Raw genomic sequence first — 26359 nt, forward strand, 5'->3', positions numbered from 1 at the left:
TCTTTTTTAGCGGGCCGAAGTAATGACCAATAATCCAACGCAATTAACCTTGTTACAGGACGAGATCCGTCGTCGCTATGAGACGCTGAGCAAACGCCTGAAGCAGGTGGCTCGTTATATCCTTGATAACAGTAACAGCATCGCTTTCGATACCGTTGCCTCTATCGCGCAACATGCGGATGTACCGCCTTCCACACTGATCCGCTTTGCCAACGCGTTTGGCTTCAGCGGCTTCAACGAAATGAAACAGGTTTTCCGTCAGCACCTGATGGAAGAGACCGTGAACTACACCGAGCGCGCACGTCTGTTCCGCCAGACAGCCACCGACGACAGCGCCACCTCACCTGAGAGCCCGGCCGAAATCCTCAACGTCTTCACCATGGTCAACAGCCAGGCGCTGCAACAGCTGGCAATGCAGGTCAATCCAGACCAGCTCAACCGCGCGGTGAAAATGCTCGATGAAGCCGAGAACATCTACATCATCGGCCTGCGTCGCTCATTCAGCGTCGCATCGTATCTGGTGTATGCGCTGCGCCATCTGGAGCGTCGTGCGTTCCTGATCGACGGCCTCGGTGGCATGTTCACCGAGCAGCTGAGCATGGTGAACCCGAAAGACGTGGTGATCGCCATCAGCTATTCGCCATACGCGCGTGAAGCGGTGGAGTTGGTTGAGCTAGGTGCCAAACGTGGCGCGCATCTGATTGCCATCACCGACAGTCAGGTCAGCCCGCTGGCCGCCTTCAGCGATGTGTGTTTTGTGGTGCGTGAAGCGCAAGTGGATGGCTTCCGTTCGCAGGTCGCCTCACTGTGTCTGGCACAGACGCTTGCCGTGTCGCTGGCGCTGAACAACAACGTGGCCAGCGAATAATCTCTTCGCAGAGTCGAGCAGCTAACAAAAAAGGGCAGCCACCTGGCTGCCCTTCTTACATTGATGCGCAATCTACGAACGCGGATACTGGTCGCTGTTCACCCAGGCGTGATCTTTCTCCCAGGTAAATTTCCACAGACGTTTTGGACCCGCCATCACGTTGAGATAGTAGTTATCGTAACCGGCAATGGTCGCCACCGGATGATAGCCACGCGGCACCGTCACCACATCGCGATTATACGGCGCCATGCACTCGTCGAGTGAACGGTCGTCGGTATACACGCGCTGCATGGCGAAACCCGGTTCAGGATCGAAACGGTGATAATACGTCTCTTCCAGATAGGTTTCGTCCGGGCTGTCTTTCTGGTCGTGCTTATGGCTTGGGTACGAACTGGTCGCGCCTTCGTCGGTATACACTTCCACCACCAGCAGGCTGTCGGCCTCTTTGTTGTCTGGCAGAATGTTGTGTACCAGACGCTGGTTACGCCCTTTACCACGCTGCTCAACGCCAACATCTTCCGGCGCAATCAGTCGCGCCGGCAGGTTGCCGCTGCTCGGTGCATTACACACCGCCAGCTCCAGATCGCTATCCGCATACACTTCCACTTCGTCGTTATGCGGGACGTAAACCGAGTAAGGTGGAATGCGTTCAAACGGCGACAGACGCTTACCGAGATTGGGGAATTCGGCGTGACGGGTTTTCACCGAAGCAAAGCCCGCCACCAGCACCAGGCAGAGCTCTTTGTCGCCGCTGCTCAGCTTCAGGCTCTGCCCTTTTTTCAGCAGATAGGCATCAAAGCCGACGTATTCCCAGCCCGCGCTTTCCGGCGTGACGTGCTGGATACGACCGTTGCTGTCGGGTTTTTGCGCTTTCGAAATCAGAGACATCCTGTTCCTCCTTGTTGAGCGAAATTAGCCCAGCGTCGGCATGCTGAACTCAGAGACGGTCTGCTGGCCGCTCGGCCAACGCACGGTGGCGGTTTTCATGCGGGTGTAGAAACGCACGCCGTCTGGACCGTGCACGTTCAACGCACCAAACACCGAACGCTTCCAGCCGCCGAAGCTGTGGAACGCCATTGGTACCGGAACCGGCACGTTAACGCCCACCATGCCGGCTTCGACGTTTTGCACGAACTCACGCGCGGTGTGGCCGTTGCTGGTGAAGATGGCGCTGCCGTTACCGAATTCGTGGCTGTTCACCAGTTGCAATGCGCTGTCGTAATCGCTGGAACGCATGATGCTCAGCACCGGTCCGAAGATCTCTTCGCGCCAGATGGTCATATCCGAAGTCACGTTGTCGAACAGCGTGCCACCAACATAGTAACCTTCTGCATGGCCAGCAACCTGGATGCCGCGGCCATCAACCACCAGCTTCGCGCCTTCCTGCTCACCTTTGTCGATGTAGCCCAGCACTTTCTTCTGGTGCGCAGCAGAAACCACCGGCCCCATTTCATTCTCTTCGGCACCTTTCTGGATGCCAGGACCGACGCGCAGCGCTTTGATCAGCGGCGTCAGACGCGCAATCAATTTGTCCGCGGTGTCGTCACCAACGGCGACAACAACGGGCAGCGCCATGCAGCGTTCACCGGCTGAACCAAACGCGCCGCCCATAATGGCGTTCACGGTGGCATCAAGATCGGCATCGGGCATCACGATGGCGTGGTTTTTCGCTGCGCCGAACGCCTGCACACGTTTACCGTGGGCGCTGGCAGTTTTGTAGATGTGCTCCGCCACGCCGGAAGAACCGACGAAGCTGACTGCGGCGATGCGCGGATCTTTGTACAGCTGCTCGGCATCTTCGTTAGAGGAATGCACCACGTTGAAAACGCCATCCGGCAGACCGGCTTCTTTCAGCAGTTCGGCCATGCGCACAGAAGCGGATGGATCCAGCGCCGGTGGCTTGAGGATAAAGGTGTTACCGCACGCCAGCGCGATGGGGAACATCCACAGAGGCACCATCGCCGGGAAGTTGAACGGTGTGATACCCGCCACAACGCCGACCGGCTGCATCAGCGAGTAGCTATCAACGCCGGTGCCCACGCTTGGTGAGTTTTCACCTTTAATCAGATGTGGAATACCGCAGGCATACTCGATCACTTCGATACCGCGCGTCAGTTCACCCAGCGCATCGGACCACACTTTGCCGTGCTCAGACACGATCAGTGCCGCCAGCTCTTCGCGATGTTTTTCCATCAGCGCTTTAAAGTTGAACATCACACGGGCACGACGCAACGGCGCGGTTTTCGACCATTCCGGGAACGCGGCATGAGCGACTTCAATCGCCTGCTCTACTTCAGCAGCGGTGCTCTGCGTCAGTTCACGCACGACTTTGCCGGTCGCCGGATCGTACACGGGAATGGTTTCATTGCTGGCGCTGTGGGTAATTTTGCCGCCGATAAAGTTTCCTACGATAGTCATGTCGTTGCCTCTTAGATGTGAAGTTCCCTGCAGATAGCCCGTTCGAACCGCGACGCTGCGTGTGCAGGCAATACTTAAAGCGTGCTATGAAGCTATAGTAATGAAATGAATTTTTCAAATACTTCTTTTTGGAAAATTTCCTTTTAGCGGCATGGATCGCATTTTTTCCGCTTGTGCTGACAGCCGGGTGCAAATCCGCCCGTAGCGCTTCCCTGCTGGCGCTATAGGCCTGCCAAACTGCATCACTGCTAAGCCGTTGCGCGCACAGAATTTGTGTCTGAAATCCAGCTTCAACATGTAACGCGAAACGAAATATGAAATTTTTGCGAGGCAGATCCAATATCTGATATTTCATAATTCAATAATAATGAAATAAATGTTTTCTTTGCAGCACCTAATCCGTATCCGTTTACAGGAGCCGCCTATGGCCATCGATCCAACCCGTTTCTGTATTAACCGTAAAATTGCGCCCAGGCTGTCGCTGGAAGCTTTCTTTCAGCTGGTGCAGCGTCTGGGATTGAGCAAGGTTGAACTGCGTAATGACATGCAGAGCGGCAAGGTCACCGATGATCTCAGCGTGGCGCAGCTGCGAGCGCTAACGGATAAGTACCACATTGAAATCGTGACGATTAACGCGCTCTATCCGTTTAATCGTGCTGATGAGGCGTTGCTGGCAAAAGCCGACGCGCTGCTGCAGGAAGCTCAAGCCATCGGCGCAAAAGCGCTGGTGATGTGTCCGCTGAATGAAGGGATTGAGATCTCGCACCAGCAGACGCTGGAAGCGCTGCAGGTGCTGGCACCGCGCTTTGAGCAATATGGCATTCAGGGGCTGGTGGAACCGCTGGGCTTCCCGGTCAGTTCGCTGCGCTCGGCGGTGCAAACGCAAAAGCTGATTCAGCAGGCCAAAGTACCGTTCAAAGTGCTGCTCGATACGTTCCATCATCATCTGTATGAAAACGCCGAAAACGAGTTCCCGCAGGAGATTGATATCAATCATATTGGACTGGTGCATTTGTCTGGCGTGGAAGATACCCGCCCGACGGCGCAACTGACCGATGAAGAACGCATCATGCTCAGCGACCGCGATGTGCTAAACAGCGTGGCGCAGGTGAAACGTCTGGAGATGCTGGGCTACAAAGGCGTTTACGCGTTTGAGCCCTTTGCCTCATCGCTGGAGATATGGAATACCGCTGAGATTGAACGCCAAATTCGCTACAGCATTGAGTTGCTGCAAGCCTAAAAGAACCCTTATCTGTGTCTAATGACACATTTTGTTAGTGTTGGGCCTCGGTCGGAGGCCTTTTTTTTACACCATTCATCATTACTAAACCAGGTGCGCATGAATGCGCACCCTACGAAACCCGTAGGGTCGCCATTAATGGCGACCGCCAATTACGCGTTCTCTTTAACCTCCACCACCGGATCTTCCGGCATGCGCTTAATCATGCGCAGCGTACAAAACAGCGCTAAACACACCAGCAGCGCGGTGAGGAAATAGACCAGCGACACGCCGGCGTAACTCATGATGAAACCGGCAATCGGCCCGGTGATACCCAGCGACAAATCCATAAACGCGGTATAGGTGGCGAGCGCACTGCCCTGATTCTGCTGCGGCACCACTTTCACCGCCACCACGCCAATCGCCGGGAACACCAGCGAGAAACCCGCGCCGGTGAGGAATGCGCCCATCTTCGCCATCCAGGGATCGAACGAACCGGCCACCAGAAACAGACCAACCGCTTCTACCGCGAAGCAAATACTCGCCACGCGCAAACCGCCAAGCTTATTGATGGCATTCGGGAACAGCAGGCGCGTGCCGACGAACGCGGCGCTAAACATGGTCAACGCGAAGGCGGCGCCGTCCCAACCTTTATCCTGATAAAACAGCGTGATGAAGGTAGCGATTACGCCAAATCCGGCGGAACCCATCGCCAGAATCAGGCCGAAGCCGTATACCTTGCTCAGCACGTCACGGAACGGCAGCGGCTTGGCTTTGCTGCCTTTCACCGGCGCACGCGGCAGCGCCAGCGCAATCGCCAGCACGCAAATAGCGATGATGATGCTGGAGAGCAGCAGCAAGCCGCCGCTGCGGAATATCACCACGCCAAGTGGCGCACCAATCGCCATCGCGCCGTAGGTGACAATGCCGTTCCACGAAATCACCCGGCCAATATGCAGCGAACCGACGCGCGCCACGCCCCACAGCGAGGTGCCGGTGCCAGAGAAGCTTTGCCCCACGCCGAGAATCACGCGCCCCAGACACAGCAACACCAGACTCAGCACGCCCTGCCCATCGCTGAGCGCCGAGAGCAGAATACAGATGCCGCTCAACAAACAGCCCACCAGCCCCAGCACCACCACTTTTTTCGGCCCCCACAGATCCGCATAGCGTCCGGCGTGCGGACGGCTGAGCAGCGTGGCGATGTATTGCAGGCTGATCACCAATCCGGCCCAGAAGGCGTTATAGCCCAGCCCGTCATGGACAAAGCCGGGCAGCACCGCCAGCGGCAAGCCGATGGTGAGATAGCTGGCAAAGTTAAACTTCACGATGGAAAGGATCAGTAAATTGAGGCGAAAACGACCGTGTTCAGGTGCGGCGGCAGGCGAGTCAGGCATGAGTGATTGCGCTCGTGGGTGACGGAATTTTTATAACAAGAGGATAACTATACGCCATTTGGTGTTATCCGCATCAGTGAAATGCCCAGTTTTACGGTCATCATTTCGTCATATCGCGCTCGTAGACTCGCCCTCAATCAAATCCCAAAGAGGATAACAATCTGATGACGCCCCTGATTTCTCAGGCGCGCGTGCGTAACGCTGACTCCTTCGCGGGAGGTGGCCGATGACGCATGCGGCGCTGCCTATTGAATTGAAAAATCTCAGATGGTCGGTGGGTAACCTGACTATTCTGCACGATCTCTCCCTGACCATTCCCGCAGGCGAAATCCTGGCGCTGCTCGGTCCGAGCGGCTGTGGCAAAAGCACGCTTTTGAAACTGCTGGCAGGTTTGCTGCAGCCAAGCGCAGGTGAACTGTGGATTGGCGAACGCTGCGTGGCCTCGCCGCGCCACTGCGATGCGCCGGAGCAGCGTAACCTCGGCATGGTGTTCCAGGATTACGCGCTGTGGCCGCACATGTCAGTGGCACAAAACGTCGCCTTTCCGCTGCGCATGCGCGGCATGAAAAAAGCCGCCGCGCGACAACAGGCCGATGCCGCCCTGGCTCAGGTTGGCCTCGCTGATTTTGGCGATCGCAAACCGGCGCTGCTCTCCGGCGGCCAGCAGCAGCGCGTGGCGCTGGCGCGGGCGCTGGTGGCGAAACCGGCCATTCTGCTGTTCGACGAACCGCTCTCCAACCTCGACCGCGACCTGCGTGAAACCCTGGTTCACACCATGGCGGATTTGCTGCGCGCGGCGGGTATCACCGCTGTTTACGTTACGCACGATCGCGAGGAAGCCAACACGCTGGCCGACCGTATCATTCACCTGGCGCAGGGCCAGATTGTTTCCGTTACTCACCTATCAGGGGACCGCAATGCCATCTCTCAAGTCAGTTAAAACAGGAGCCATCAGCGCGATGATTTTGACTTCCGCCATCATGATCAACGATGCCCAGGCGCTGACGGTGTACACCGCCGGTCCGGGTTCGCTGTCGAAAAGCCTTGCCGCCGGATTTGAAAAACAGACCGGCATCAAAGTGAATATTTTCCAGGCCACCACCGGCAAAGTGATGGCACGGCTGGAAGCGGAACAGGCCAATCCGCAGGCCGATGTGTTGATCTCGGCTTCGTGGGATACCGCCGAAGATCTGCAACAGCGCGGCTGGTTGCAGCCTTTCGAAAGTGCCAATGCGGCGAAGGTGCCGGATCAGTTCAAAACCGCTAACTATGTCGCGCAGGGCATCTCTGCGCTCGGTATCGTGTGGAATACGCAAAGCAACACGCCAGAGCCGAAAACCTGGCAGGATCTCACCGCGCCCGCCTTTAAAGACAAAGTCACCACGCCGGATCCGGCGCTGTCTGGCGCATCACTCGATCTGCTGATTGGCCTGCAAAACAGCGAAGGCGAAAAAGCCTGGCAGCTTTTTGACCAGTTGAAAGCCAACGGCATGGTGATGAGCGGACCCAATGCGCAGGCGGTGACGCCGGTGCTGCAAGGCGCGAAAGCGGCGGTGTTTGGCGCGGTCGACTACGTCACCTATAACAACATCGCGCAGGGCGAAAGCGTGAAGGTGATCTTCCCGGAAAACGGCACCGTGGTCGCGCCGCGTCCGATGATGATCCTGAAAAGCAGCCAGCACGTAGATGATGCGAAGAAATTCGTCGATTACGTGCTGTCCGATGAAGGTCAGGAACAAGTGGCGAAAGCCTGGCTAATGCCAGCGCGTACCGATATCAAAGCGCAACGTCCGCTGTTCACCGAGATCAAATTGTTGCCGACCAATCAGGATGGCAGCAGTGAGCGCTCGGCGGTGCTGAAGCGCTTTGGCGCCTTGTTCGGACAGTAAACGATGTCGCGTGCCCTGAATGGCTTGATTCTGCTGGCGTTATTGCTGCTGGTGGCGCTGCCGCTGCTGTTTATCGTGCTGCAAGCGCTGTTTCCGTACTTCGGCGAAGGCAGCTGGCGCGGCGCTTTTAGCGCCTTCCCGGCACTGATGGACGATCCGCAGCTGGCATCGATGTGGCTGGGCACGCTGAAAATCGGCGGCGGCGTGGCGCTGTGCAGTTTGCTGCTGGGCTTGCCGCTCGGCGCACTGCGCGGCCTGTTCCGCCTGCCGGGCGCGGCGTTGTGGGATCTGCTGTTTCTGATCCCGTTTCTGACGCCGCCCTATATTGTGGCGCTGTCATGGACGCTGGCGCTGCAACGCAACGGTTATATCGAACAACTCACCGGCATCAACTTCGACAGCCTGCTATTTAGCAGCAGCGGCATGATTGGCGTGATGACGCTGAACATCTTTCCGGTGGTCTATTTCGCGGTGTCGCGTTCGCTGCTGGCGAGCGGGCAACGCCTTGCCTGGGTAGCGCGCGTGCACGGCGCATCGGCGTGGCGTGGCTTCTGGCACATCACCTTGCCGCTTACCTTACCGGCGTTGGCGGGTGGCGTGCTGCTGGCGTTTACGCTGGCGATTGAGGAGTACGGCGTGCCCGCAGCGCTGGGTGCGCAAGCGAAGCTGACGCTGATGACCGTGGGTATTGAAACCAAACTCGCCGACTGGCCGATCGATCTGCCCGGCGCGGCGTCGCTGTCGCTGATGCTGAGCCTGGTGGCGCTCACGGCGTGGCTGCTGCAGCGCAAACTGACCGGCAGCAGCAATGTCACGGCGGTTGGCGGTAAACCTGTTACTCAGGAACTGGCGCATGCCGGACGCTTACAAAACCTGATGCTGCTGCCTTTTGCTGTCACCGTGCTGCTGGCGGTGGTGCTGCCGCTCGGCGCGATGACCCTGAGCGGCTTACTGAATACGCTCTCCGGTGGATTGCATCTCAGTAATCTGACGCTACGCCACTTCGGCGCGTTGTTCAGTCAGCAAGGCGATGCGCTGGCGGCCTTCTCCACCAGCATTGGCCTGGCGCTTGGCGCAGCGCTGCTGACCGGCGCATTGGGTTTTCTCATTGCGTGGCGCGTATCGGAAGGAAAAACCCGTTTGCTGGCAATGATGGATGGCCTGGCGCTGCTGCCTGCGGCGATGCCCGGCGTGGTGGTTGGCGTGGGTTTGATTCTGCTGTGGAACCGCGGTTTCTGGCCGGTTTCGCCCTATAACACGATGTTTATTCTGCTGTTGTCGTACAGCTGTTTGCTGCTGCCGTGGCCGGTGCGCTATGTCAGTAGCGCGCTGCGTCAGCTGGCCCCAACCTTGGAACCGGCGGCGCGCGTGCACGGCGCATCACGTTTGCAGGCGCTGCGGCTGGTTGTGCTGCCGCTGGTCGCTCCCAGCTTGCTGGCGGCGATGATGATGGTGTTTGCCGTTGCGTCGCGCGAGCTGGTGACCTCGCTGCTACTGGCGCCGGCAGGCACGCAAACCGTGGCGATCTTTATCTGGCGTCAGTTCGAACAAGGTTCGGTCGGGCAAGGCATGGCGATGGCCACGCTGACGCTATTCGCCAGTTTGAGTTTGATGTTGGCTGCGACGGTATTGATGAGGCGTCAGGCCCGGTGATGATAATAATGGCGGTCGCCATAAATGGCGCCCCTACGGCACGGCGATCCGGATTTCTCTTTATCTTAAAAAACAGATGGTTAATTTCCATCAACTACACTCTCCTGAGCAAAAACCGTCTCAGGAGAGAGAATGAACAACCTGCTACAGGAAAAAATTGGCCAGAACATCCTGGTAAAACTGGCGATGCTGGTGATTATTCTGGCGGGCATTCGCGCCGCCTCGGACATTCTGGTGCCCTTCTTACTGGCCAGCTTCCTGGCAATCGTGCTCAATCCGCTGGTCACAATGCTGATGCGGCGCGGCGTCAAACGTGGCCTGGCGATTACCTTGGTGATCAGCGTGATTTTTATCGTCGTGCTGTTACTTATTGCTGTACTTGCCAGTTCGGCCAGTGACTTCAGTGATACCTATCCGCAAATCCGCACCATGCTGGAGCAAAAGCTGGCCGTAGTGCAACATTTTGCCGCGCGTTTTCATATCAACATCTCTACCGAAGCGCTGGCGGCACGCCTCGATCCCAACGTGGTGATGGACATGGCCACATCGGTGTTGAAACAGCTGTCCGGCGCGATGACCAACGTGCTGCTGCTGATTCTTACCGTGGTATTTATGCTGTTTGAGGTGCGCCATCTGCCGTATAAAATGCGTAACGCGATGGTCAATCCGCAGATCCGCATCGCCGGTCTGCACCGTGCGCTGAAAGGCGTGACGCACTATCTGGCGCTGAAAACGTTGGTGAGTTTGATTACCGGCGTCGCCGTTTGGCTGTCGCTGCTGCTGCTCGGCGTGAAGTTCGCGCTGTTCTGGGGTGTGGTGGCGTTCATCCTTAATTTCATCCCCAATATCGGCCCGATCATCGCCGGCATCCCGCCGTTTATTCAGGCGCTGGTGCTGAATAATATTTATGACGCCATGCTGGTGGCGGCGCTGTTCAGCGCGATTCACATGGTGTTCGGCAATATGCTGGAGCCAAGATTAATGGGACGCGGGCTGGGATTGTCGACGCTGGTGGTGTTTCTGTCGTTGATTTTCTGGGGATGGCTGCTGGGCCCGGTTGGCATGTTATTGTCGGTGCCGCTCACCAGCGTGACCAAGATTTTGATGGAAACCACGCCGGGCGGCAGCCGATTGGCGATTATGTTGGGTAATGGGCGGCCGGGTAAACGGGCGCGATAACAGCCAGGTCGCCATAAATGGCGACCCTACGCCGCTTATTGAAACACGCTGTTATCGGTAATTGCCTGCACATCGACTTTGTTTGGCAGGATATTCAGCTCGCTGAACAAGTCCGACACCTTCTGCACCTTCGCCACATCATCTGGCGTCACGCCACGCACGCCGTGGGAAATACGCGCAGTAATCTGCTGCGCGTCCGCCGGTTGCAGGCGCGTTAACTGCGCATAAACTTCGTTATACTGCTGCGGATGCGCCAGCGCCCATTCACGCGCATTGGCCAAACGATGAGTGAAATCCGCAATCGCCGCGCGCTTGGCGGGATCGTCGAGCGAGCTTTGCGTGGCGGTGACAAACGACAGCGCGGTCGTCAACCCTTTGCCGTCACGCAGCAGACGCGCGCCATGCTTTTCGGCAATGCCTAAATAGGGATCGAAGGTCGCCCACGCGGCAATCTGTCCTGAGTTGAACGCCGCGCTGGCGTCGGTCGGCAACACAAAACGCACCGGCACCGTATCACGCGGCACTTTCGCCTCTTCCAGCGCCTCATACAGCAAGTGCTGCGAAATACTGCCGCGCGCCGACGAGACGACGACCTGCTTGCCGGCCAGATCCCTCACGCTGTGGATCGGCGAGTCAGCGGGCACAATCAGCCCATTCGAGCCGGCATCTCCCACATTGGTAGCGATAATCTTCAGCGGTACGCCACCCGACGCCGCCATCAGTACCGGCAAATCACCCGCGTACGAGGTGTCCACCGCACCGGCACGCTGCGCTTCAAACAGCGGTGCCGCTCCCTGGAAATTCGCCCAGCGATATTGATAAGGCGCGTCTTTCATCACATCTGCCGCTTCGATCAGCGAACGCAGATTGCGCGCCTGATCGCCCAGCACCAGCGTAACTTTACTCAAATCAGGCGCCGCCTGACTGCCAAACGCCGCGCACAGCAGCAGCGCAGAAACTACCGGTTTCAGCCATTTCATTGGGAGATTCTCAAAGTGCGTTGCGGTTGAGCTGACGGATGTAAGCATCCCAGTGCAGCTGATATTTGCGCTGGCGAATGCTGTTATCAAACGCCTGCGCGGCTTTCTCGGCAACGGCATCTGGCAGGATGATCAGATCCGCGCCGCCCGATTGTGCCGCCAGCTGGGCCTGGCAGGCGCGCTCAAGGTAATAGAGGTTGTAGAAGGCTTCTTCGATGCTGCCGCCGCTGGTTAACAGACCGTGATTGCGCAGAATCAGCGCGTTGAGATCGCCAAGATCGGCAACGATACGCTGCTGCTCGTCGAGATCCAGCGCGATACCTTCGTAATCGTGATAACCGAGGCGATTATGGAAACGGGTGCTGTGTTGCGAAATCATCAGCAGGCCGTTTCGCTGTGCCGAGACGCCAATGCCTGCGGCGGTATGAGTGTGCAACACGGCGTGCGCATCGGGACGTGCGCGGTGAATCGCACTGTGAATAACAAAACCAGCGAGGTTAATTCCCAGCCCGGTTGGGTCGTCAATAATATTGCCGTCGATGTCGATTTTCACCAGCGTTTCCGCCTGAATTTCATCGAAGGTTTGACCGAAAGCGTTGATAAGGAAGTGCGGCTGATGGCCCGGTACGCGCAGGGAAAAATGGGTGTAAATATGGTCGGTCCAGCGCAGCTTCGCCGCCAGATGGTAAGCCTGTGCTAGCTTGGTGCGCGCCTGCCATTCGCCTTCGCTGATGCGCTGCCGTAACGATGTCACATCCAGGGTTTCAGTGCTCATTTCCACTCCTCATTTCAGGTCAATGTGCTTACCTAACATCGTGGCATAGCGTTTTTGCCGCTGGGAAATGCCAATAACGGCAAAACATTGTCAGTAAACGCAAAGTGAGATTGATCATTGACCTGTATCAGACCGGTTTATTCTTAAATCGCTACCCTACACAGCCCAGTGAAAATGGTATGCTGCTGACGCCGCAACCGCAGCTTATGCACGGCGTAAACCCACCGAGGATTGTCTGGTGCCACTGAAAAAACGACATCACGATTTTGGCTGGCTCTTAATCGTCTGCGCCGGGTTGTTACCCTTGGTGCTCGGCATCCTTTGTACCGCCATCGAAGCGCGCCACACCGTCCACCAACAGCAGATTTCCACCGCCAATACCTTGCTCACTCAGGCTGAAAAGATGAGTGATAACGCATGGGATATGATCACTGAGCTGCGTCAGTATCACTATCAACCTTGCGCAAAAATCGAAGATCAGCTGCAGCGCGCCGGCACGCTCAATCCCTATTTCCGATCCATTGGTATGCTGAAAGGCGGCGACATCAGCTGCTCGTCCGCCTTTGGCCTGCAACACGGCACATTAACGGAAATGATGCTGCAGCCGCCGCCGATTACCGGCAAAGCCTGGTGGAGCATCTCGGTGCGCGGCACCTACGGCGTCCAGAATCGTCCCGCCGTGGTGTTTGTGCGCGAGCTCCCCGATACCAGCGGTTTTTGGGCGGTCATCGATGGCCAATATTTGATGGACTTTATGAACGCTATCGGCGGATCGCGTGGCTACCACATGAGCCTGCAATTTAGCGGCGGTGCGGTGATCGCCAGCGGACCGACTGACACGCGGCCTATGCTGTACATGAATAGTGAATCTTTTCAGGCCGACTCCAGCCGCTATCCCATCACCGTTAATGTGACCGTTCCGGCTTCTGAGTTGCTGAAAGCCTGGCGTCAGGCACTGTTCATCTTCCTGCCGATGGCGGCGATTTTTTCGATTCTGCTGATGATTCTCACCGCTAACTGGCTGCGTCGCCGTATCTCCTGGCACGATGAGATTGGCCGCGCCATCCGCGCTCGCCAGTTCTCGGTGCACTATCAACCGGTTTACAGCAATACATTACACGCCTGCGCCGGTGCCGAAGCTTTGCTGCGCTGGCAGCGGCCAAACGGCGACATGATTCGCCCGGATATCTTTATCAGCGCCGCTGAAGCCGAAGGCATGATTGTGCCGCTGACGCAGCATCTGCTGGAGCTGATGGCTGAAGATATTCAGAGCTGGCAGGTCGAACCCGGTTTCCACATCGGGCTGAATCTGGCAGCAGAACATCTGCAACATGCCGATTTCGTGGCAGATATCGAGCTGTTTGCTGAGCGCATCAAAGATAAACAGCTGTGTATCACGCTTGAGCTGACCGAACGTAGCCTGATTGAAGATGGTGAAATGGTGGCGCGTAAGCTGCGTCATTTGCGCGCGCAGGGCATGAAAGTCGCAATCGATGATTTCGGCACCGGCCACTGCTCGCTGACCTATCTGCTCACCTTCCCGCTGGATTATCTGAAAATCGATCGCGGCTTTATTAACGCCATCGAAGGCCTCGACGTCGAAACGCCGGTACTGGATGCGATTATTAATCTGTCTCACAAGCTGGAACTGGATGTACTCGGCGAAGGCATAGAGACCGCAACGCAATTTGAGTACTTACGGCAGCGTGGTGTGATATTTATTCAGGGCTACTATTATGCCCGTCCGCTGGATAATGACCGGCTGCGTGCCTGGCTCAGCGAGCAAGGACACAAGCCACTTCTCGCTGAGGAACATCATGAGCCTGAACTGCATCATTCTTGATGATTACCAGAACATCGCCCAGTCGCTTGCCGATTGGGCGTCTCTCGCCCCACTGGTTAACACCACTTCCCTGACTGAACATGTCGCCGACCAGGATCAACTGGTTAAGCACATCGCCCACGCCGACATTCTGGTGGTGATGCGTGAACGCACGCCGCTCAGCGCCGAGCTGATTGGCCGTTTGCCTAATCTGAAAATGGTGGTCACTTCCGGCATGCGTAATGCCTCTATTGATTTAGATGCCTGCGCAGAACGCTATATCGCGGTATGTGGCACCGCCAGCAGCAGCGCGGCCCCGCTGGAACTGACGTGGGGATTGCTGCTTGGGCTGGCGCGCCATATCGTGCCTGAGAATCTGGCCCTGCGCAGCAACGGCGCGTGGCAGCACACCTTAGGCATGAGTCTGCAGGGCAAAACGCTGGGATTGCTCGGACTGGGTAAAATTGGCGGCGAGATGGCAAAAGTGGCGCAGGCGTTTGGCATGCGCGTGTGTGCGTGGAGCCAGAATTTAACCGCTGAACGCGCCGCCGAGTGTGGCGTTGAGCGCTCGCCTTCGCTGGAAGCGCTGCTCAACAGCAGCGATGTGGTGTCGATTCATCTGGTGTTAAGCGAGCGCTCACGCCATTTGGTCGATGCGGCGGCGCTGGCGCAGATGAAGCCTGGCGCGCTACTGATTAATACCTCGCGAGCCGGGATTGTTGATCAACAGGCGATGATCGCTGCGCTGCAATCAGGCCAGCTAGCCGGTGCGGGGTTGGATGTGTTTGAACAGGAGCCGCTTCCTGCGGATCATCCGTTGCGTCTGCTGCCGAATGTGCTGGCGACGCCGCATCTCGGCTATGTTGCCGACAGCAATTACCGCACCTACTTTACGCAGGCGGTGGAAGATATTCAGGGATGGTTGACCGGTGCGCCGCTGCGCTCGTTACTCTAAACGGCCTGCGCGACGTTTTTCAGCAATACGCAGCGCGACTTCGAGGCTATCTTCCGCCAGCGCGCCATTCGGCAAATCGCGCTGGGCGTTAAGACGTTGATTAATGCGCTCCAGCGTCGGCGTTAACTGGCCCACTAATTGCTGATATTCATCAAGCTGCGTGATGGGTTGGTTACGTGCGATGCTGGTTTGTGTCAGCCGTTGCAGCTGACGAAAACTCTCCATCGCCTGGCTGGAGAGTAATCCGGCCTGACGCCAGCTTTTCAGGCGTTGCAGCAGTTCATCGGGTTGTTGCGCCAATAATGCCAGCTGCGCATCGGCACGTTCGCCACAGTTAATCCACTCAATCGAGGTACTGGAAACGGCAGCCGTACGCGGTGCCGCAGGCACAAGATTGATAAGATTCATTTCTACACTGTCGATCATCGACAGCCAGGGATTCTTAAAAGACTGGGCGTTTTTCCTCGACATGAACACTCCACCAAAGCACGGCGGCAGAGTATTACTGAATGCTTACAAACTGGCAAGCGGTGCTTACCGCCTCACTTAATGATAAGTTTTTCTTATTTATTTGCGCAGCAATCAGGTATGGCAATAAAGCCGCGGCATGCCAGAATAATTGATTATTTGATCGCCGTTCGGGAGTTGATACATCTGATAATAATCATTGTGTGACTCTCGCGCAGAGGTGAAAAGTATCTGCACTGCAAGTGCCTCGGGCACCGTGTCATCAGCCATTACCTGCACTTTACGGGTATTCACCAACATGAAATCCCCCTGACGATGCCAGCTGCTGACAGAAACGCGGTTCAGCCGATATTGGCGATCTTGCACTATGACCGTGCCCATCAGCATTGATGAACCACTGCCATCCGCTTTAAAACGAGTATGCATAATAGCATTAATCATACCCGATGGTTTTCCTTGATTATCAATGCGATATGGGACTTCACACCATTCTGGCACAGGTTCAACTGGACGAACCAATAGCACCAACGCCCAGGGAAGGATGAATACAACAATAACGGCCAAACTCAGCAATGCTTTACGCATCCGGAAGCTCCTGAACAAACACCATCCACGAAATGCACTCATTATCCTTTTGCGCGATCGGTCTGGCGCAGAGAAAAGCGCTGGTATGAACCCGGGTGCGGCTCTGATTAATATAGAGTAAGGGCGTCGTCGCGCCATTCGCTAGATGAGGCTTTAACTCTTTGAAACGTCGCAGAGCATCTCTAACGATAAAAGAGTTCGCGGAAAGGCCTTCAGCGATAAAGATCTGCGTTTGCGCCTCCTGACCATAAAATTTGTATTGCGTGCCTGCATGCTTGGTTGGAGCAAACTCCTGGCGTGCCACCAGCGCCAGCACCGCATTGATCAGTAATACTGCCAACACTATTCCGCGTAACAGCCATGATTTTTTCTTCACGGCGACCGCTTTTTTAACAGGTTCAGGCTGCGGCGTGACCGGCTTTTCAACTTCAGCCGCAGGCGCTGCAACATCACTGCAGGATTCCACATCCACCTGTTCTGCCAGCACACAGCCAATCAGCGGCACCTGATGAATGACGGCGCCCGGCGCATGAGCCTGCTGCGCAAGACGGTTAATCTCGGTAATTGAATAGGTTAGCCGATCGGCAAAGGGAGTATCTGAGGGTTCGCGCTGAAACAGGACATGCAGCGCCTGATTGCGTACCAATTTTCCTTGTGCATTTAACACGCGACGTAACACTGCGCTTTGCAGTGGACTTAGCGCCACGCGTTGTGCAGGAGAATTGAGCGGATAAAACACCTGTTGATCGGCATCAAAACAGAGACTTTTGGCAAATAAAACAAAGCGCGCCATATGTAACCTGATTTCCAAAAAAGCAACTTACGCAAGTATATGTAGTTTCAACTAAGGGCGCACGTTTACCACTGATTGATACGTGATTTAATCCCCTTTTTTAGGCGCGTTTACGCCACAGCATTAGCTAAAAAATAGCCAGTTAATGGGGTAAACATGACAAATATCACACTAAATCGGTATACTCTGTCGCGGTTGGCAATCATTACCCCCCTAATAATTGCCCGGCAGGCCAGGGAAAAACGTTATTTCCCGGCTATGCTTTAATTTTCTCAACGCCGCGGACTGTTGGCATTTATTGAGTCCGCAGCGTTGAGGATTTTTCGAATTCCAATACAGGGTATCTGCATGAAACTACGTAGGAAGCGTGTAAAACCTATCGGGATTGATGATGTCACGATTATCGATGACTCCCGTTTACGTAAAGCCATTACCGCAGCCTCGCTGGGCAACGCGATGGAATGGTTTGATTTTGGTGTTTATGGCTTTGTGGCTTATGCGCTGGGTAAGGTGTTCTTCCCGGATGCTTCACCAAGTGTACAGATGATTGCTGCACTGGGTACGTTCTCAGTTCCGTTCCTGATTCGTCCACTCGGTGGTTTGTTCTTCGGCATGTTGGGCGACAAATATGGTCGCCAGAAAATTCTCTCTATCACCATTGTCATCATGTCGATCAGTACCTTCTGTATTGGCTTGATACCCTCTTATGCCTCCATTGGCATCTGGGCACCGATCCTGCTGCTGCTGGCAAAAATGGCGCAGGGCTTCTCGGTAGGCGGTGAATATACCGGCGCATCGATCTTCGTCGCCGAGTATTCGCCTGACCGTAAGCGCGGCTTTATGGGCAGCTGGCTCGACTTCGGTTCGATTGCGGGCTTCGTGCTGGGTGCGGGCGTTGTAGTCCTGATCTCCACCATCATCGGTGAAGAGAAGTTCCTTGAGTGGGGCTGGCGCATTCCGTTCTTCATCGCGCTGCCGCTGGGCATCATTGGCTTGTATCTGCGTCATGCGCTGGAAGAAACTCCAGCGTTCCAGCAGCACGTTGATAAACTGGAACAGGGCGACCGTGAAGGTCTGCGCGATGGCCCGAAAGTGTCGTTTAAAGAGATCGCGACCAAACACTGGAAAAGCCTGTTGGCCTGTATTGGTCTGGTGATTGCCACCAACGTGACCTACTACATGCTACTGACCTACATGCCGAGTTATCTGTCGCATAATCTGCACTACTCGGAAGATCACGGCGTGTTGATTATTATCGCCATCATGATGGGTATGCTGTTTGTGCAGCCAGTAATGGGCATGCTAAGCGACCGCTTTGGCCGTCGTCCGTTTGTCATCATCGGCAGTATCGCACTGTTTGCCTTCGCGATTCCGGCCTTCATGTTGATTAACAGCGGCGTGCTGGGTCTGATTTTTGCCGGTCTGTTGCTGATGGCCGTGATCTTAAACGCCTTTACCGGTGTAATGGCATCATCGCTACCTGCGATGTTCCCCACCCACATTCGCTACAGCGCATTGGCAAGTGCCTTCAATATTTCGGTGCTGATTGCCGGTTTAACACCGACATTCGCCGCTTATTTAGTGGAAGCCACCAACAATCTGTACATGCCGGCTTACTACCTGATGGTTGTCGCGGTGATTGGTTTGATTACCGGTATCTACATGAAAGAGACCGCCAACAAGCCGCTGCGCGGTGCCACGCCAGCCGCGTCGGACATGGATGAAGCACGTGAAATCCTGCAGGAGCATCACGACAACATCGAGCAGAAAATCGAAGATATTGATGACGAGATCGCCAAGCTTGAGGCGAAACGTAAAAACCTGGTGCAGCAGCATCCGGACATCAACGAGTAATCTTCCCCACTCCCGCCGCCCGGCGGGAGTTTTCGTTTCCGCACACAATCCTTCATGCTCAGTGCCGAAAAGGGGTAAACTATTGCCACTTTTTTAACCTGCATAAGTTGTAGAGCATGTCTGAATTTAATCTGATCCAGCGCCCAAGAAGGCTGCGTAAAAGCGCGTCAATGCGCGAAATGTTCCAGGAATCTAACCTCAGCATCAACGATCTGGCGCTGCCTATCTTCGTTGAAGAAGGCGTGGACGATTACGTGCCGATAAATGCCATGCCGGGCGTGATGCGTATTCCCGAGAAACGTTTGGCGTATGAGATCGAACGTATCGCCAAAGCGGGTATCCGTTCAGTGATGACCTTCGGCATTTCCCATCACACCGATGCCACCGGCAGCGATGCCTGGAACGAAAACGGTTTGGTGGCCCGTATGTCGCGTATCTGCAAAGATACCGTGCCAGAAATGATCGTGATGTCTGATACCTGTTTCTGCGAATACACCAGCCACGGCCATTGCGGCGTACTGTGCGATCACGGCGTTGATAACGACCAAACGCTGATTAACCTCGGTAAGCAAGCCGTGGTGGCTGCACAAGCCGGTGCCGACTTTATCGCCCCTTCTGCCGCGATGGATGGCCAGGTGAAAGCCATCCGCCAGGCGCTCGACGCCGCCGGCTTCACCGATACCGCCATCATGTCGTATTCGACGAAGTTCGCCTCCTCCTTCTACGGCCCGTTCCGTGAAGCCGCAGGCACCGCGCTGAAAGGCGATCGTAAGACTTATCAGATGAATCCAATGAACCGCCGTGAAGCGCTGCGCGAGTCGCTGCTTGATGAAGCGGAAGGCGCAGATTCACTAATGGTGAAACCGGCGGGTGCCTACCTCGATATCCTGCGCGATATTCGCGAACGCACCACGTTGCCGCTGGCGGCGTACCAGGTGAGCGGCGAGTACGCGATGATCAAATTCGCCGCACAGGCGGGTGCCATCGACGAACGTAATGTGGTTCTGGAAAGCCTGGGCGCGATTAAACGTGCCGGCGCCGATCTCATTTTCAGCTATTTTGCCCTTGATCTCGCCGAGCAAAAAGTGCTCTGATTATCATTACGCCTGGCATCGGACATCGCATCCCGCTGCCAGGCGCTTTCAGCCTTTATGGCACCAACACCAGTGTTTCAGTCATTCCATAATTAATAAGAGTCACGCGATGAAAGCACCTGCACTGCCTGCGGACGAGTCACATCGTCTGGCCCAGTTACGTGCGCTCAACATTCTGCACACGCCGGCAGAAGAGCGTTTCGACCGATTAACCCGCCTTGCCCGTCGTTTGTTTGGCGTGCCCGTCGCGCTAGTCAGCCTGCTGGAAGAGGACCATCAGTGGTTCAAATCGGCGGCCGGTTACGCTGCTACCACCGCACCGCGCAATACCTCTTTCTGCGGCCACGCCGTGCTGCAGGATGATGTGATGGTGGTGGAGAATGCCCTCGAAGATGAACGCTTCCACGATAATCCCCTGGTAAATAACAGCGATAATCCGGTGCGTTTCTACGCCGGTTGCCCGTTGCGTACGCCTGCCGGTGCTAAAGTCGGCACGCTGTGCATTATCGATCACCATGCGCGCCAGTTCGATGCAGACGATATCCACACCCTGCGCGATTTGGCTGCGATGGCGGAAGCGGAGCTGGTGGCTTTCCAGACCGCGACCTCCGATGAATTGACGCAAATCACCAATCGCCGTGGCTTTATGACGCTCGGCCAGCTGGCGCTGAATGAGTGCCAGGTGAAGCAGTTACCCGCCAGCCTGACGTTCCTCGATCTCGATCGCTTTAAAGCCATTAACGATACGCTCGGCCATCGCGAAGGCGACCGCGCGCTGATGGATTTTGCCGATGCCATGAAAGTGAGTTTCCGCCACGCGGATATCTTTGCCCGTTTGGGCGGCGATGAGTTTGTGGTGCTGTTTAACGGCTTACAGCTCGCCGATGCCGAAGGCGTGTTAGCGCGCTTTGATGGTTTCCTGCAAGAGCAAACCCAGAATCTGGAGCGGCGTTACGCCCTGCACTTCTCATCGGGCATTGTTGAGTTCGATCCTGACCATCCGCAATCGCTGGAACAATTGCTGGAAGGTAGCGATGAACGGATGTACGCCGCTAAGAATGGGAAAAAGAAGCTGAGTTGATGTTGGTCGCCATAAATGGCGACCCTGCGGTTAATTGCCAGCTAAATCAGCGATTAATGTCTGATTAAACTTCTGCGGCTCTTCCATTTGCGGCGCGTGGCCCATGCCGGGGAATTCGATTAAGCGAGCGCCGGGTATCAGCTGCGCCACCTGCTTGCCCAGCACGTTGTAATGACCGAGTTTTGCTTTCACGTCCGGCGGCGCGATATCGCTGCCAATTGCCGTGGTATCGGCGGTACCGACCATTAAGGTGGTTGGCACGCGCAGATCTTTAAATTCGTAATAAACCGGCTGTGTGAAAATCATGTCGTAGATTAACGCCGAGTTCCACGCCACTTTTTTGTGGCCCGGTCCGCTGTTCAGTCCGGCCAGCATATCGACCCATTTGTCATACTCCGGCTTCCACTGGCCGCTGTAATAAGTCTGCTGTTCATACTTCTTGATACCCGCCGCATCCAGCTTGAGTTCACGTTGATACCACTGATCCACCGAGCGCCACGGCGCGCCTTTGGCTTTCCAGTCTTCTAAACCGATGGGATTGACCAGCACCAGCTTCTGCGTTTGCTGTGGGTACATCAGCGCATAGCGCGTCGCCAGCATGCCGCCGGTGGAATGCCCAACAATAATGGCGTTGTCGATACCCAGCTGCTGCAACAGCTGATGGGTGTTCTGCGCCAGCTGCTGGAAAGTGTATTGATAGTTAGCGGGTTTGGTTGAGCTGCAGAAGCCAATCTGATCCGGCGCAATCACCCGATACCCTTTCTGGCTCAGCGCTTTGATGGTGTCGTCCCAGGTTGCGCCACAGAAGTTCTTGCCGTGCATCAGCACCACGGTTTTGCCGTTGGCCTGCTGCGTAGGTTTGACATCCATATAGCCCATACTCAGCGCTTGCTGCTGCGAGGTGAAATTAAAGTGCTGCAAAGGATAGGGATAGTTGAAGCCCTCCAACTGCTCGCCATACACATTGGCAGCGAGCGCCGGGGCGGTAACGCAGAGCGCGATTGATGCCAGAATAACGGCAAGTGACTGTTTTGGCTTGAAACGAAAATCCATAGCGCCATTCCTCAAGAGTGAAAACCTTCAGTCTGGCACGTTAATTCGCGTTAAGTATTGATGAAGTGTGCCGCCAAAAAAACACGCCTTTTACTATTAAGCATCACAACGTGATGAAAAATTTGAGTTAATAATAACGCCAGTTATTACGATAAATATTCAACACCATCACAACAAGAAAAGCTGTAAATTCACCAAAACCAAGACCGGTCTTGATGACAAATAACAAAATAGCTCAATAATCAGAAAACTTTACATTAATTGCAGATTGGAAAGATTAATTAAATTACACTCTGTGCGTGTTAATGGAGGACTATGATGACACAGCAAAAATACAATGAAGGGGTAATTGATTCGGTAACCGAATGGATTATGGCTAATCTGGATCAACGTTTAAGCATCGATGATATCGCACTAAAGTCCGGCTATTCTAAATGGTATTTGCAGAAACTCTTCGCCCGCTATCACAATGAAACGCTGGCACGCTACATCCGCAAAAAGAAACTGGTTCACTGTATCAATGACTTAAAAGCCAGCAACGTGCCGATTATCAGTCTGGCGGTCAAATATCATTTCGAAAGTCAGCAATCCTTTACCCGGTCGTTTAAGCATGTATTAGGCTGCACACCGCTGTATTGCCGCAAGCGCCAGCTCGATGATGAAACCAAACAAGCAATGCGTGAAAGTAACGATCCCTGCATGCTGTGTCGTCAAGCGGGTTTTGATGCCACAGAACGTGCTAAAGATATTGTTACGCCGCTAGCGCGCAACGATAGATTTCCACCCCGAATCGGTTGTGTGATGCGTTGATAAATAACTGATCTTTTATTAACGCCTTTTAACGTCAACAGACTTATTAATTTCAATTAAATGAGCTATTTCATCAATGAAAAACGGATGGCGCACCATCCGTTTACTCATTTAGTAGTTCGATTTATTCGGCGCGATTAAACGCTTTTTAAAATGCGCGAGCCGATTATCCAGCGCATCGGTATAAAGCATGGTATCCACACCGACAGCAACAAAGTTTGCCCCCCAACTAATGGCGCGTTCTGCCATTTCAAGATTCACTGCCAGAAAACCGGCCGCTTTTCCTGCGCTGCGGATGCGTTTAATACTGTGCTCAATCACCTTCTGCACTTCAGGATGCGCGGCATTATCGGGATAACCTAATGAAGCGGATAAATCTGCCGGGCCAATAAATATCCCGTCAACGCCTTCTACTTCCAGTAACGCATCCAGATTATCAATCGCCGTTTTGCTTTCGGCCTGAATCAACAGGCACAACTCTTCATTGGCGCACGCCATGTAATTTTCCACGCGTCCCCAACGTGCCGCCCGCGCCACGCCAGCGCCGACGCCGCGCGTACCGTAAGGTGGATAACGCGTCGCCTGCACCAGCGCTTTTGCCTGCTCGGCGCTATCGATCATCGGTACCAGCAAGGTACGCGCACCGATATCCAGCACCTGCTTAATCAGCGCGGTCTGGAATTCAATCGGACGAATCACCGGCTGGCTGCGATAAGGCGCGACCGCCTGCAATTGATGATAGAGATCCTGCACGGTATTCGGGGCGTGTTCGCCATCAATCAGTAGCCAGTCGTAGCCGCTGGTGGCAGCAATTTCGGCCAGATACGACGAGGTGCTGCTCAGCCACAAGCCTATCTGCGTTTCACCTTGGGCCAATCCGGCTTTGAAAGGATTTTTTAATGGGTCCTGCATAGCTTCTCCTTACTCAATGACTTGCCTGCTGAGAGTGCGGCAACTGACGCTCCACTTTCAGGCTGAGGATAATGAGTGAACCGATGGCGGCAATCAGCGCCAGCGCCAGCAATCCGGCGGCGCTGCTGTTAAATTGCATCTCGGCATTTACGCGAATCAGCGGCGCGAGGAAGCCACCCACGGCGCCAAACAAGTTGACGAAGCCGATGCCAGCCGCCAGCGCGGTACCAGAAAGCAGCTGCGTCGGCATGGTCCAGAACACCGGCTGCACGGCAATAAACCCCACCGCCGCGACGCTAAGCGCAATGATGGCCAACAGCGGTGAAACCAATCCGGACAAACCAATCCCAGCCGCCGCCGCCAGCAAGGTGAACGCCGCCACCCGGCGACGCTCGCCGCTGCGGTCGGAGTAGCGTGGAATCAGCCAGGTGCCAAACAGCGCGGCAACCCACGGAATCGCCGCCACTAGCGAGGCGAGGAAACCGACTTTGGTGCCCAACAGCGCCGCCACTTGCGATGGCAGGAAGAAGATCAGTCCATATACCGCAATCTGGATGGTCATGTAGATGATGGCGAGTTGCCAGACGCGACCATTGCGCAGCGCATCACGCAGATGTGACGTCGGCTTTTGCTGCTCTTCACTGTCCAGCTGACGTTGCAGCGCCTGTTTCTCCTCGGCGCTGAGAAAACGCGCTTTTGCCGGCGTATCGTCGATATAGCTGAAGGTGAAAACACCGGCCGCTACCGCCAGCAATCCTTCAATGATAAACATCCAGAACCAGCCGGGATGGCCCAGCACGCCGTGCATTTCCAGCAGTGCGCCAGAAAGCGGTGAACCCAGGGTCAACGCCAGCGGCGCGCCCATATAAAACAGCCCCATAACGCTGGCGCGCTGCTGCTGCGGGAACCACAGCGAGGTGAGATAAATCATGCCGGGAAAGAAACCCGCCTCAGCAGCGCCGAGCAAGGTGCGCACCAGCAGGAATTTGGCTTCGGTATCTGCAAATGCCATCGCCGCAGAAAGAAATCCCCACAGCAGCGTGGTGCCGCCAATCCAGCTGCGTGCACCGAATCGCTTCATTAACAAATTAGCCGGTACGCCAAGTAGCGCGTACACCACAAAGAAGATTCCGGCACCTAACGCGTAAGCTTCATTACTCAGGCCGGTATCCAGTTGATACGCCTCTTTGGCAAAACCGATGTTGGCGCGATCCAGAAACGCCAGCACGTAGAGCATCAACATGAAAGGAATAAGACGTGCGCGGTTCTTTTTAACCGCGCTTAACACCAGATTATCCATGGTAAAACCCTCACGCACGGCTGCGACGCGTCGCCGCAGCCGCTGCGATTAGTGTTGATAAGGACGCTTCAGTCCATCGCGATTCAGTTCCACGCCGAAGCCCGGTTTATCCAGTACCGATTTGTGCATACGACCGTTAACCGGCACCGGTTCGTTGATCAGTAGCGGATCAAACTGTGGACGCAGCGTGCTGCAATCCGGGCTGGTCATCAGGAATTCACTGAAGGGGCTGTTGGTGAAGGTGATCACCGCGTGATGCGAGTAGACCGAAGAGCCATGCGGCACCACTAGCTGGCCGCGTGATTTCGCCAGCGCCGCTACCTCAACCAGCGTTGTCAGGCCGCCGCACCAACCCACATCCGGCTGCAGAATATCGATGCCGGTTTCTGCCAGCGTGCGAAACGATTGCAGCGTGCCGTGATGTTCGCCGCTGGTGATTAACATGCCCTGCGGCGCTTGCTGTTTCAGCTGTGCGTAACCTTCGAACTGTTGCGGCGGCAAACACTCTTCCAGCCACTTGACGTTATAAGGTGCGCAGGCGTGCGCCAGTTTGGTGGCGAAATTGACGTCCTGACTCATCCAGCAATCGAGCATCAGCCAGAAATCCGGGCCGCAGGTTTCGCGATAGTGAGCGATGCGTGCCACCTCTTTACGGATGCCTTCATCGCCATCATGCGGTCCCCACTGCACCGCCATTTTGCCGCCGATAAAGCCCATCTTCTGCGCCAGATCCGGACGCGCGCCGGTGGCATAGAACTGCAGTTCATCGCGCACCGCGCCGCCCAGCAGTTTGTAGACCGGCAGATCGGTGACTTTGCCAAACAGATCCCACAGCGCCAAATCGACACATGAAATGGTGTTCATCACCAACCCACCCGATCCGGCGTAGTACATGGTGGCGTTCATCATCTGGTCGTGAATCAGTTTGATGTCGCTGACGCAGCGCCCTTCGAGGAAACGATTGAGATGCTTTTCCACGATGAAACAGCCCATTTCGCCACCGGTAGTAATGGCGAAACCGGTTTGACCGTTATCGGCTTCAACTTCAACAATCAGCGTGCCTAACACATTGATGCCAAAGGATTGACGTGACTGTTCATACTGTTTGTATTTGCTCATTGGCGTGGCGACGTGGTCGTCAATCCAGTGATTGGCACCTTGATCGTGATAATCGCCGCCAGCCGCCGCTTTATCAGCGGTAGCGCCACCGGCAAAGTAGGCGCGGACAGTTTTAATTTTAGGTAGGGACATGCT

At 55.4% G+C, this 26359-nt stretch carries 24 protein-coding genes; 12 read left to right on the forward strand and 12 right to left on the reverse strand.

Features of this window, described 5'->3' with window-relative positions:
• Nucleotides 1-22 precede the first annotated feature (22 nt).
• Nucleotides 23-868, forward strand: a complete 846-nt coding sequence (locus PanJK_RS20795; RefSeq protein WP_192414806.1) for a MurR/RpiR family transcriptional regulator — start codon at nt 23-25, stop codon at nt 866-868.
• A gap of 72 nt (nt 869-940) precedes the next feature.
• Here the strand turns inward: PanJK_RS20795 and iolB are convergent, their stop codons facing one another.
• Complete coding sequence (gene iolB / locus PanJK_RS20800) at nt 941-1756, reverse strand: 5-deoxy-glucuronate isomerase (protein WP_265302573.1); 816 nt, start codon at nt 1754-1756, stop codon at nt 941-943.
• Nucleotides 1757-1780: 24 nt separating this feature from the next.
• A complete protein-coding gene (locus PanJK_RS20805) occupies nt 1781-3286 on the reverse strand; it encodes a CoA-acylating methylmalonate-semialdehyde dehydrogenase (RefSeq protein ID WP_265302576.1) in 1506 nt (501 codons plus the stop codon).
• 424 nt (nt 3287-3710) lie between these two features.
• Here PanJK_RS20805 and PanJK_RS20810 point away from each other — a divergent pair, with 424 nt between their 5' ends.
• Entirely contained in the window at nt 3711-4526 is an 816-nt protein-coding gene (locus PanJK_RS20810) for a TIM barrel protein (RefSeq protein WP_265302579.1), read from the forward strand.
• A gap of 152 nt (nt 4527-4678) precedes the next feature.
• Here PanJK_RS20810 and PanJK_RS20815 read toward each other — a convergent pair whose 3' ends face one another.
• Nucleotides 4679-5902, reverse strand: a complete 1224-nt coding sequence (locus tag PanJK_RS20815) for an MFS transporter (RefSeq protein ID WP_256697701.1) — start codon at nt 5900-5902, stop codon at nt 4679-4681.
• A 226-nt stretch (nt 5903-6128) separates the two neighbouring features.
• Here PanJK_RS20815 and PanJK_RS20820 point away from each other — a divergent pair, with 226 nt between their 5' ends.
• The 4 genes from PanJK_RS20820 (at nt 6129) to PanJK_RS20835 (ending at nt 10623) form a co-directional block, all read left to right on the forward strand.
• A complete protein-coding gene (locus PanJK_RS20820) occupies nt 6129-6842 on the forward strand; it encodes an ABC transporter ATP-binding protein (protein ID WP_179453080.1) in 714 nt (237 codons plus the stop codon).
• Nucleotides 6820-7791, forward strand: a complete 972-nt coding sequence (locus PanJK_RS20825; RefSeq protein ID WP_265302585.1) for an ABC transporter substrate-binding protein — start codon at nt 6820-6822, stop codon at nt 7789-7791. The genes PanJK_RS20820 and PanJK_RS20825 overlap by 23 nt, the downstream gene beginning before the upstream one ends.
• 3 nt (nt 7792-7794) lie before the next feature.
• Nucleotides 7795-9444, forward strand: coding sequence for an ABC transporter permease (locus PanJK_RS20830; protein WP_265302587.1), 1650 nt, complete (start codon nt 7795-7797; stop codon nt 9442-9444).
• Nucleotides 9445-9576: 132 nt separating this feature from the next.
• Entirely contained in the window at nt 9577-10623 is a 1047-nt protein-coding gene (locus PanJK_RS20835; RefSeq protein ID WP_256697705.1) for an AI-2E family transporter, read from the forward strand.
• A 35-nt stretch (nt 10624-10658) separates the two neighbouring features.
• Here the strand turns inward: PanJK_RS20835 and PanJK_RS20840 are convergent, their stop codons facing one another.
• Entirely contained in the window at nt 10659-11603 is a 945-nt protein-coding gene (locus tag PanJK_RS20840) for an ABC transporter substrate-binding protein (RefSeq protein WP_265302590.1), read from the reverse strand.
• Between the two features lie 10 nt (nt 11604-11613).
• Nucleotides 11614-12378: a class II aldolase/adducin family protein gene (locus tag PanJK_RS20845; protein WP_256697707.1), complete on the reverse strand. Its 765-nt coding sequence runs from the start codon at nt 12376-12378 to the stop codon at nt 11614-11616.
• Nucleotides 12379-12616: 238 nt separating this feature from the next.
• Here PanJK_RS20845 and PanJK_RS20850 point away from each other — a divergent pair, with 238 nt between their 5' ends.
• Together PanJK_RS20850 and PanJK_RS20855 are read left to right on the forward strand one after the other, a co-directional pair.
• On the forward strand, nt 12617-14221 hold the full coding sequence (locus PanJK_RS20850; protein ID WP_265302593.1) for an EAL domain-containing protein: 1605 nt from the start codon (nt 12617-12619) through the stop codon (nt 14219-14221).
• Nucleotides 14196-15155, forward strand: coding sequence for a D-2-hydroxyacid dehydrogenase family protein (locus tag PanJK_RS20855; RefSeq protein ID WP_265302595.1), 960 nt, complete (start codon nt 14196-14198; stop codon nt 15153-15155). The genes PanJK_RS20850 and PanJK_RS20855 overlap by 26 nt, the downstream gene beginning before the upstream one ends.
• On the opposite strand, the gene PanJK_RS20860 is transcribed toward PanJK_RS20855, so the two are convergent.
• From PanJK_RS20860 to PanJK_RS20870, 3 genes are all read right to left on the reverse strand, one after another.
• Nucleotides 15147-15626: a hypothetical protein gene (locus PanJK_RS20860; protein WP_265302597.1), complete on the reverse strand. Its 480-nt coding sequence runs from the start codon at nt 15624-15626 to the stop codon at nt 15147-15149. The two genes, PanJK_RS20855 and PanJK_RS20860, sit on opposite strands and share 9 nt — an antisense overlap.
• 111 nt (nt 15627-15737) lie before the next feature.
• On the reverse strand, nt 15738-16208 hold the full coding sequence (locus PanJK_RS20865; RefSeq protein ID WP_265302599.1) for a hypothetical protein: 471 nt from the start codon (nt 16206-16208) through the stop codon (nt 15738-15740).
• Nucleotides 16201-16887, reverse strand: a complete 687-nt coding sequence (locus PanJK_RS20870) for a hypothetical protein (protein ID WP_265302601.1) — start codon at nt 16885-16887, stop codon at nt 16201-16203. Before PanJK_RS20870 ends, PanJK_RS20865 begins: the two co-directional genes overlap by 8 nt.
• 462 nt (nt 16888-17349) lie before the next feature.
• Between PanJK_RS20870 and proP the strand changes: the two genes are divergently transcribed.
• From proP to PanJK_RS20885, 3 genes are all read left to right on the forward strand, one after another.
• Complete coding sequence (proP, locus tag PanJK_RS20875; protein ID WP_256697714.1) at nt 17350-18855, forward strand: glycine betaine/L-proline transporter ProP; 1506 nt, start codon at nt 17350-17352, stop codon at nt 18853-18855.
• 116 nt (nt 18856-18971) lie between these two features.
• Nucleotides 18972-19949, forward strand: a complete 978-nt coding sequence (gene hemB / locus PanJK_RS20880; protein WP_256697715.1) for a porphobilinogen synthase — start codon at nt 18972-18974, stop codon at nt 19947-19949.
• Nucleotides 19950-20058: 109 nt separating this feature from the next.
• The gene (locus PanJK_RS20885; RefSeq protein WP_265302607.1) at nt 20059-21030 is read left to right on the forward strand and encodes a sensor domain-containing diguanylate cyclase; all 972 of its coding nucleotides are present in this window, start codon (nt 20059-20061) and stop codon (nt 21028-21030) included.
• Between the two features lie 30 nt (nt 21031-21060).
• Here the strand turns inward: PanJK_RS20885 and PanJK_RS20890 are convergent, their stop codons facing one another.
• Nucleotides 21061-22083, reverse strand: coding sequence for an alpha/beta fold hydrolase (locus PanJK_RS20890; RefSeq protein ID WP_265302609.1), 1023 nt, complete (start codon nt 22081-22083; stop codon nt 21061-21063).
• 318 nt (nt 22084-22401) lie between these two features.
• Here PanJK_RS20890 and PanJK_RS20895 point away from each other — a divergent pair, with 318 nt between their 5' ends.
• A complete protein-coding gene (locus tag PanJK_RS20895) occupies nt 22402-22893 on the forward strand; it encodes a helix-turn-helix domain-containing protein (protein WP_265302757.1) in 492 nt (163 codons plus the stop codon).
• 111 nt (nt 22894-23004) lie between these two features.
• On the opposite strand, the gene yfaU is transcribed toward PanJK_RS20895, so the two are convergent.
• From yfaU to rhmD, 3 genes are read right to left on the reverse strand one after another with little or no spacing between them, the layout of a single operon-like run.
• On the reverse strand, nt 23005-23805 hold the full coding sequence (yfaU, locus tag PanJK_RS20900) for a 2-keto-3-deoxy-L-rhamnonate aldolase (RefSeq protein ID WP_265302611.1): 801 nt from the start codon (nt 23803-23805) through the stop codon (nt 23005-23007).
• Nucleotides 23806-23818: 13 nt separating this feature from the next.
• Nucleotides 23819-25105 carry an MFS transporter gene (locus PanJK_RS20905; RefSeq protein ID WP_265302613.1) on the reverse strand — a complete coding sequence of 429 codons (1287 nt, stop codon included), beginning with the start codon at nt 25103-25105 and terminating at the stop codon, nt 23819-23821.
• A 48-nt stretch (nt 25106-25153) separates the two neighbouring features.
• On the reverse strand, nt 25154-26356 hold the full coding sequence (gene rhmD, locus PanJK_RS20910; protein ID WP_008108157.1) for an L-rhamnonate dehydratase: 1203 nt from the start codon (nt 26354-26356) through the stop codon (nt 25154-25156).
• Between the last annotated feature and the right edge of the window lie 3 nt (nt 26357-26359).

The sequence above is a fragment of the Pantoea sp. JK genome (genome assembly GCF_026130245.1).
Lineage (GTDB): Bacteria > Pseudomonadota > Gammaproteobacteria > Enterobacterales > Enterobacteriaceae > Pantoea > Pantoea trifolii.

Bases quoted from the DNA above. Each gene is read 5' to 3' on its own strand.
- yfaU (WP_265302611.1), bottom strand. From the start codon at position 23,805: ATGCAGGACCCATTAAAAAATCCTTTCAAAGCCGGATTGGCCCAAGGT.
- PanJK_RS20805 (WP_265302576.1), bottom strand. From the start codon at position 3,286: ATGACTATCGTAGGAAACTTTATCGGCGGCAAAATTACCCACAGCGCC.
- PanJK_RS20905 (WP_265302613.1), bottom strand. From the start codon at position 25,105: ATGGATAATCTGGTGTTAAGCGCGGTTAAAAAGAACCGCGCACGTCTT.
- PanJK_RS20845 (WP_256697707.1), bottom strand. From the start codon at position 12,378: ATGAGCACTGAAACCCTGGATGTGACATCGTTACGGCAGCGCATCAGC.
- PanJK_RS20860 (WP_265302597.1), bottom strand. From the start codon at position 15,626: ATGTCGAGGAAAAACGCCCAGTCTTTTAAGAATCCCTGGCTGTCGATG.
- PanJK_RS20840 (WP_265302590.1), bottom strand. From the start codon at position 11,603: ATGAAATGGCTGAAACCGGTAGTTTCTGCGCTGCTGCTGTGCGCGGCG.
- PanJK_RS20825 (WP_265302585.1), top strand. From the start codon at position 6,820: ATGCCATCTCTCAAGTCAGTTAAAACAGGAGCCATCAGCGCGATGATT.
- proP (WP_256697714.1), top strand. From the start codon at position 17,350: ATGAAACTACGTAGGAAGCGTGTAAAACCTATCGGGATTGATGATGTC.
- PanJK_RS20895 (WP_265302757.1), top strand. From the start codon at position 22,402: ATGACACAGCAAAAATACAATGAAGGGGTAATTGATTCGGTAACCGAA.
- PanJK_RS20855 (WP_265302595.1), top strand. From the start codon at position 14,196: ATGAGCCTGAACTGCATCATTCTTGATGATTACCAGAACATCGCCCAG.
- rhmD (WP_008108157.1), bottom strand. From the start codon at position 26,356: ATGTCCCTACCTAAAATTAAAACTGTCCGCGCCTACTTTGCCGGTGGC.
- PanJK_RS20795 (WP_192414806.1), top strand. From the start codon at position 23: ATGACCAATAATCCAACGCAATTAACCTTGTTACAGGACGAGATCCGT.
- iolB (WP_265302573.1), bottom strand. From the start codon at position 1,756: ATGTCTCTGATTTCGAAAGCGCAAAAACCCGACAGCAACGGTCGTATC.
- PanJK_RS20865 (WP_265302599.1), bottom strand. From the start codon at position 16,208: ATGCGTAAAGCATTGCTGAGTTTGGCCGTTATTGTTGTATTCATCCTT.
- PanJK_RS20885 (WP_265302607.1), top strand. From the start codon at position 20,059: ATGAAAGCACCTGCACTGCCTGCGGACGAGTCACATCGTCTGGCCCAG.
- PanJK_RS20830 (WP_265302587.1), top strand. From the start codon at position 7,795: ATGTCGCGTGCCCTGAATGGCTTGATTCTGCTGGCGTTATTGCTGCTG.
- PanJK_RS20815 (WP_256697701.1), bottom strand. From the start codon at position 5,902: ATGCCTGACTCGCCTGCCGCCGCACCTGAACACGGTCGTTTTCGCCTC.
- hemB (WP_256697715.1), top strand. From the start codon at position 18,972: ATGTCTGAATTTAATCTGATCCAGCGCCCAAGAAGGCTGCGTAAAAGC.
- PanJK_RS20820 (WP_179453080.1), top strand. From the start codon at position 6,129: ATGACGCATGCGGCGCTGCCTATTGAATTGAAAAATCTCAGATGGTCG.
- PanJK_RS20835 (WP_256697705.1), top strand. From the start codon at position 9,577: ATGAACAACCTGCTACAGGAAAAAATTGGCCAGAACATCCTGGTAAAA.
- PanJK_RS20810 (WP_265302579.1), top strand. From the start codon at position 3,711: ATGGCCATCGATCCAACCCGTTTCTGTATTAACCGTAAAATTGCGCCC.
- PanJK_RS20890 (WP_265302609.1), bottom strand. From the start codon at position 22,083: ATGGATTTTCGTTTCAAGCCAAAACAGTCACTTGCCGTTATTCTGGCA.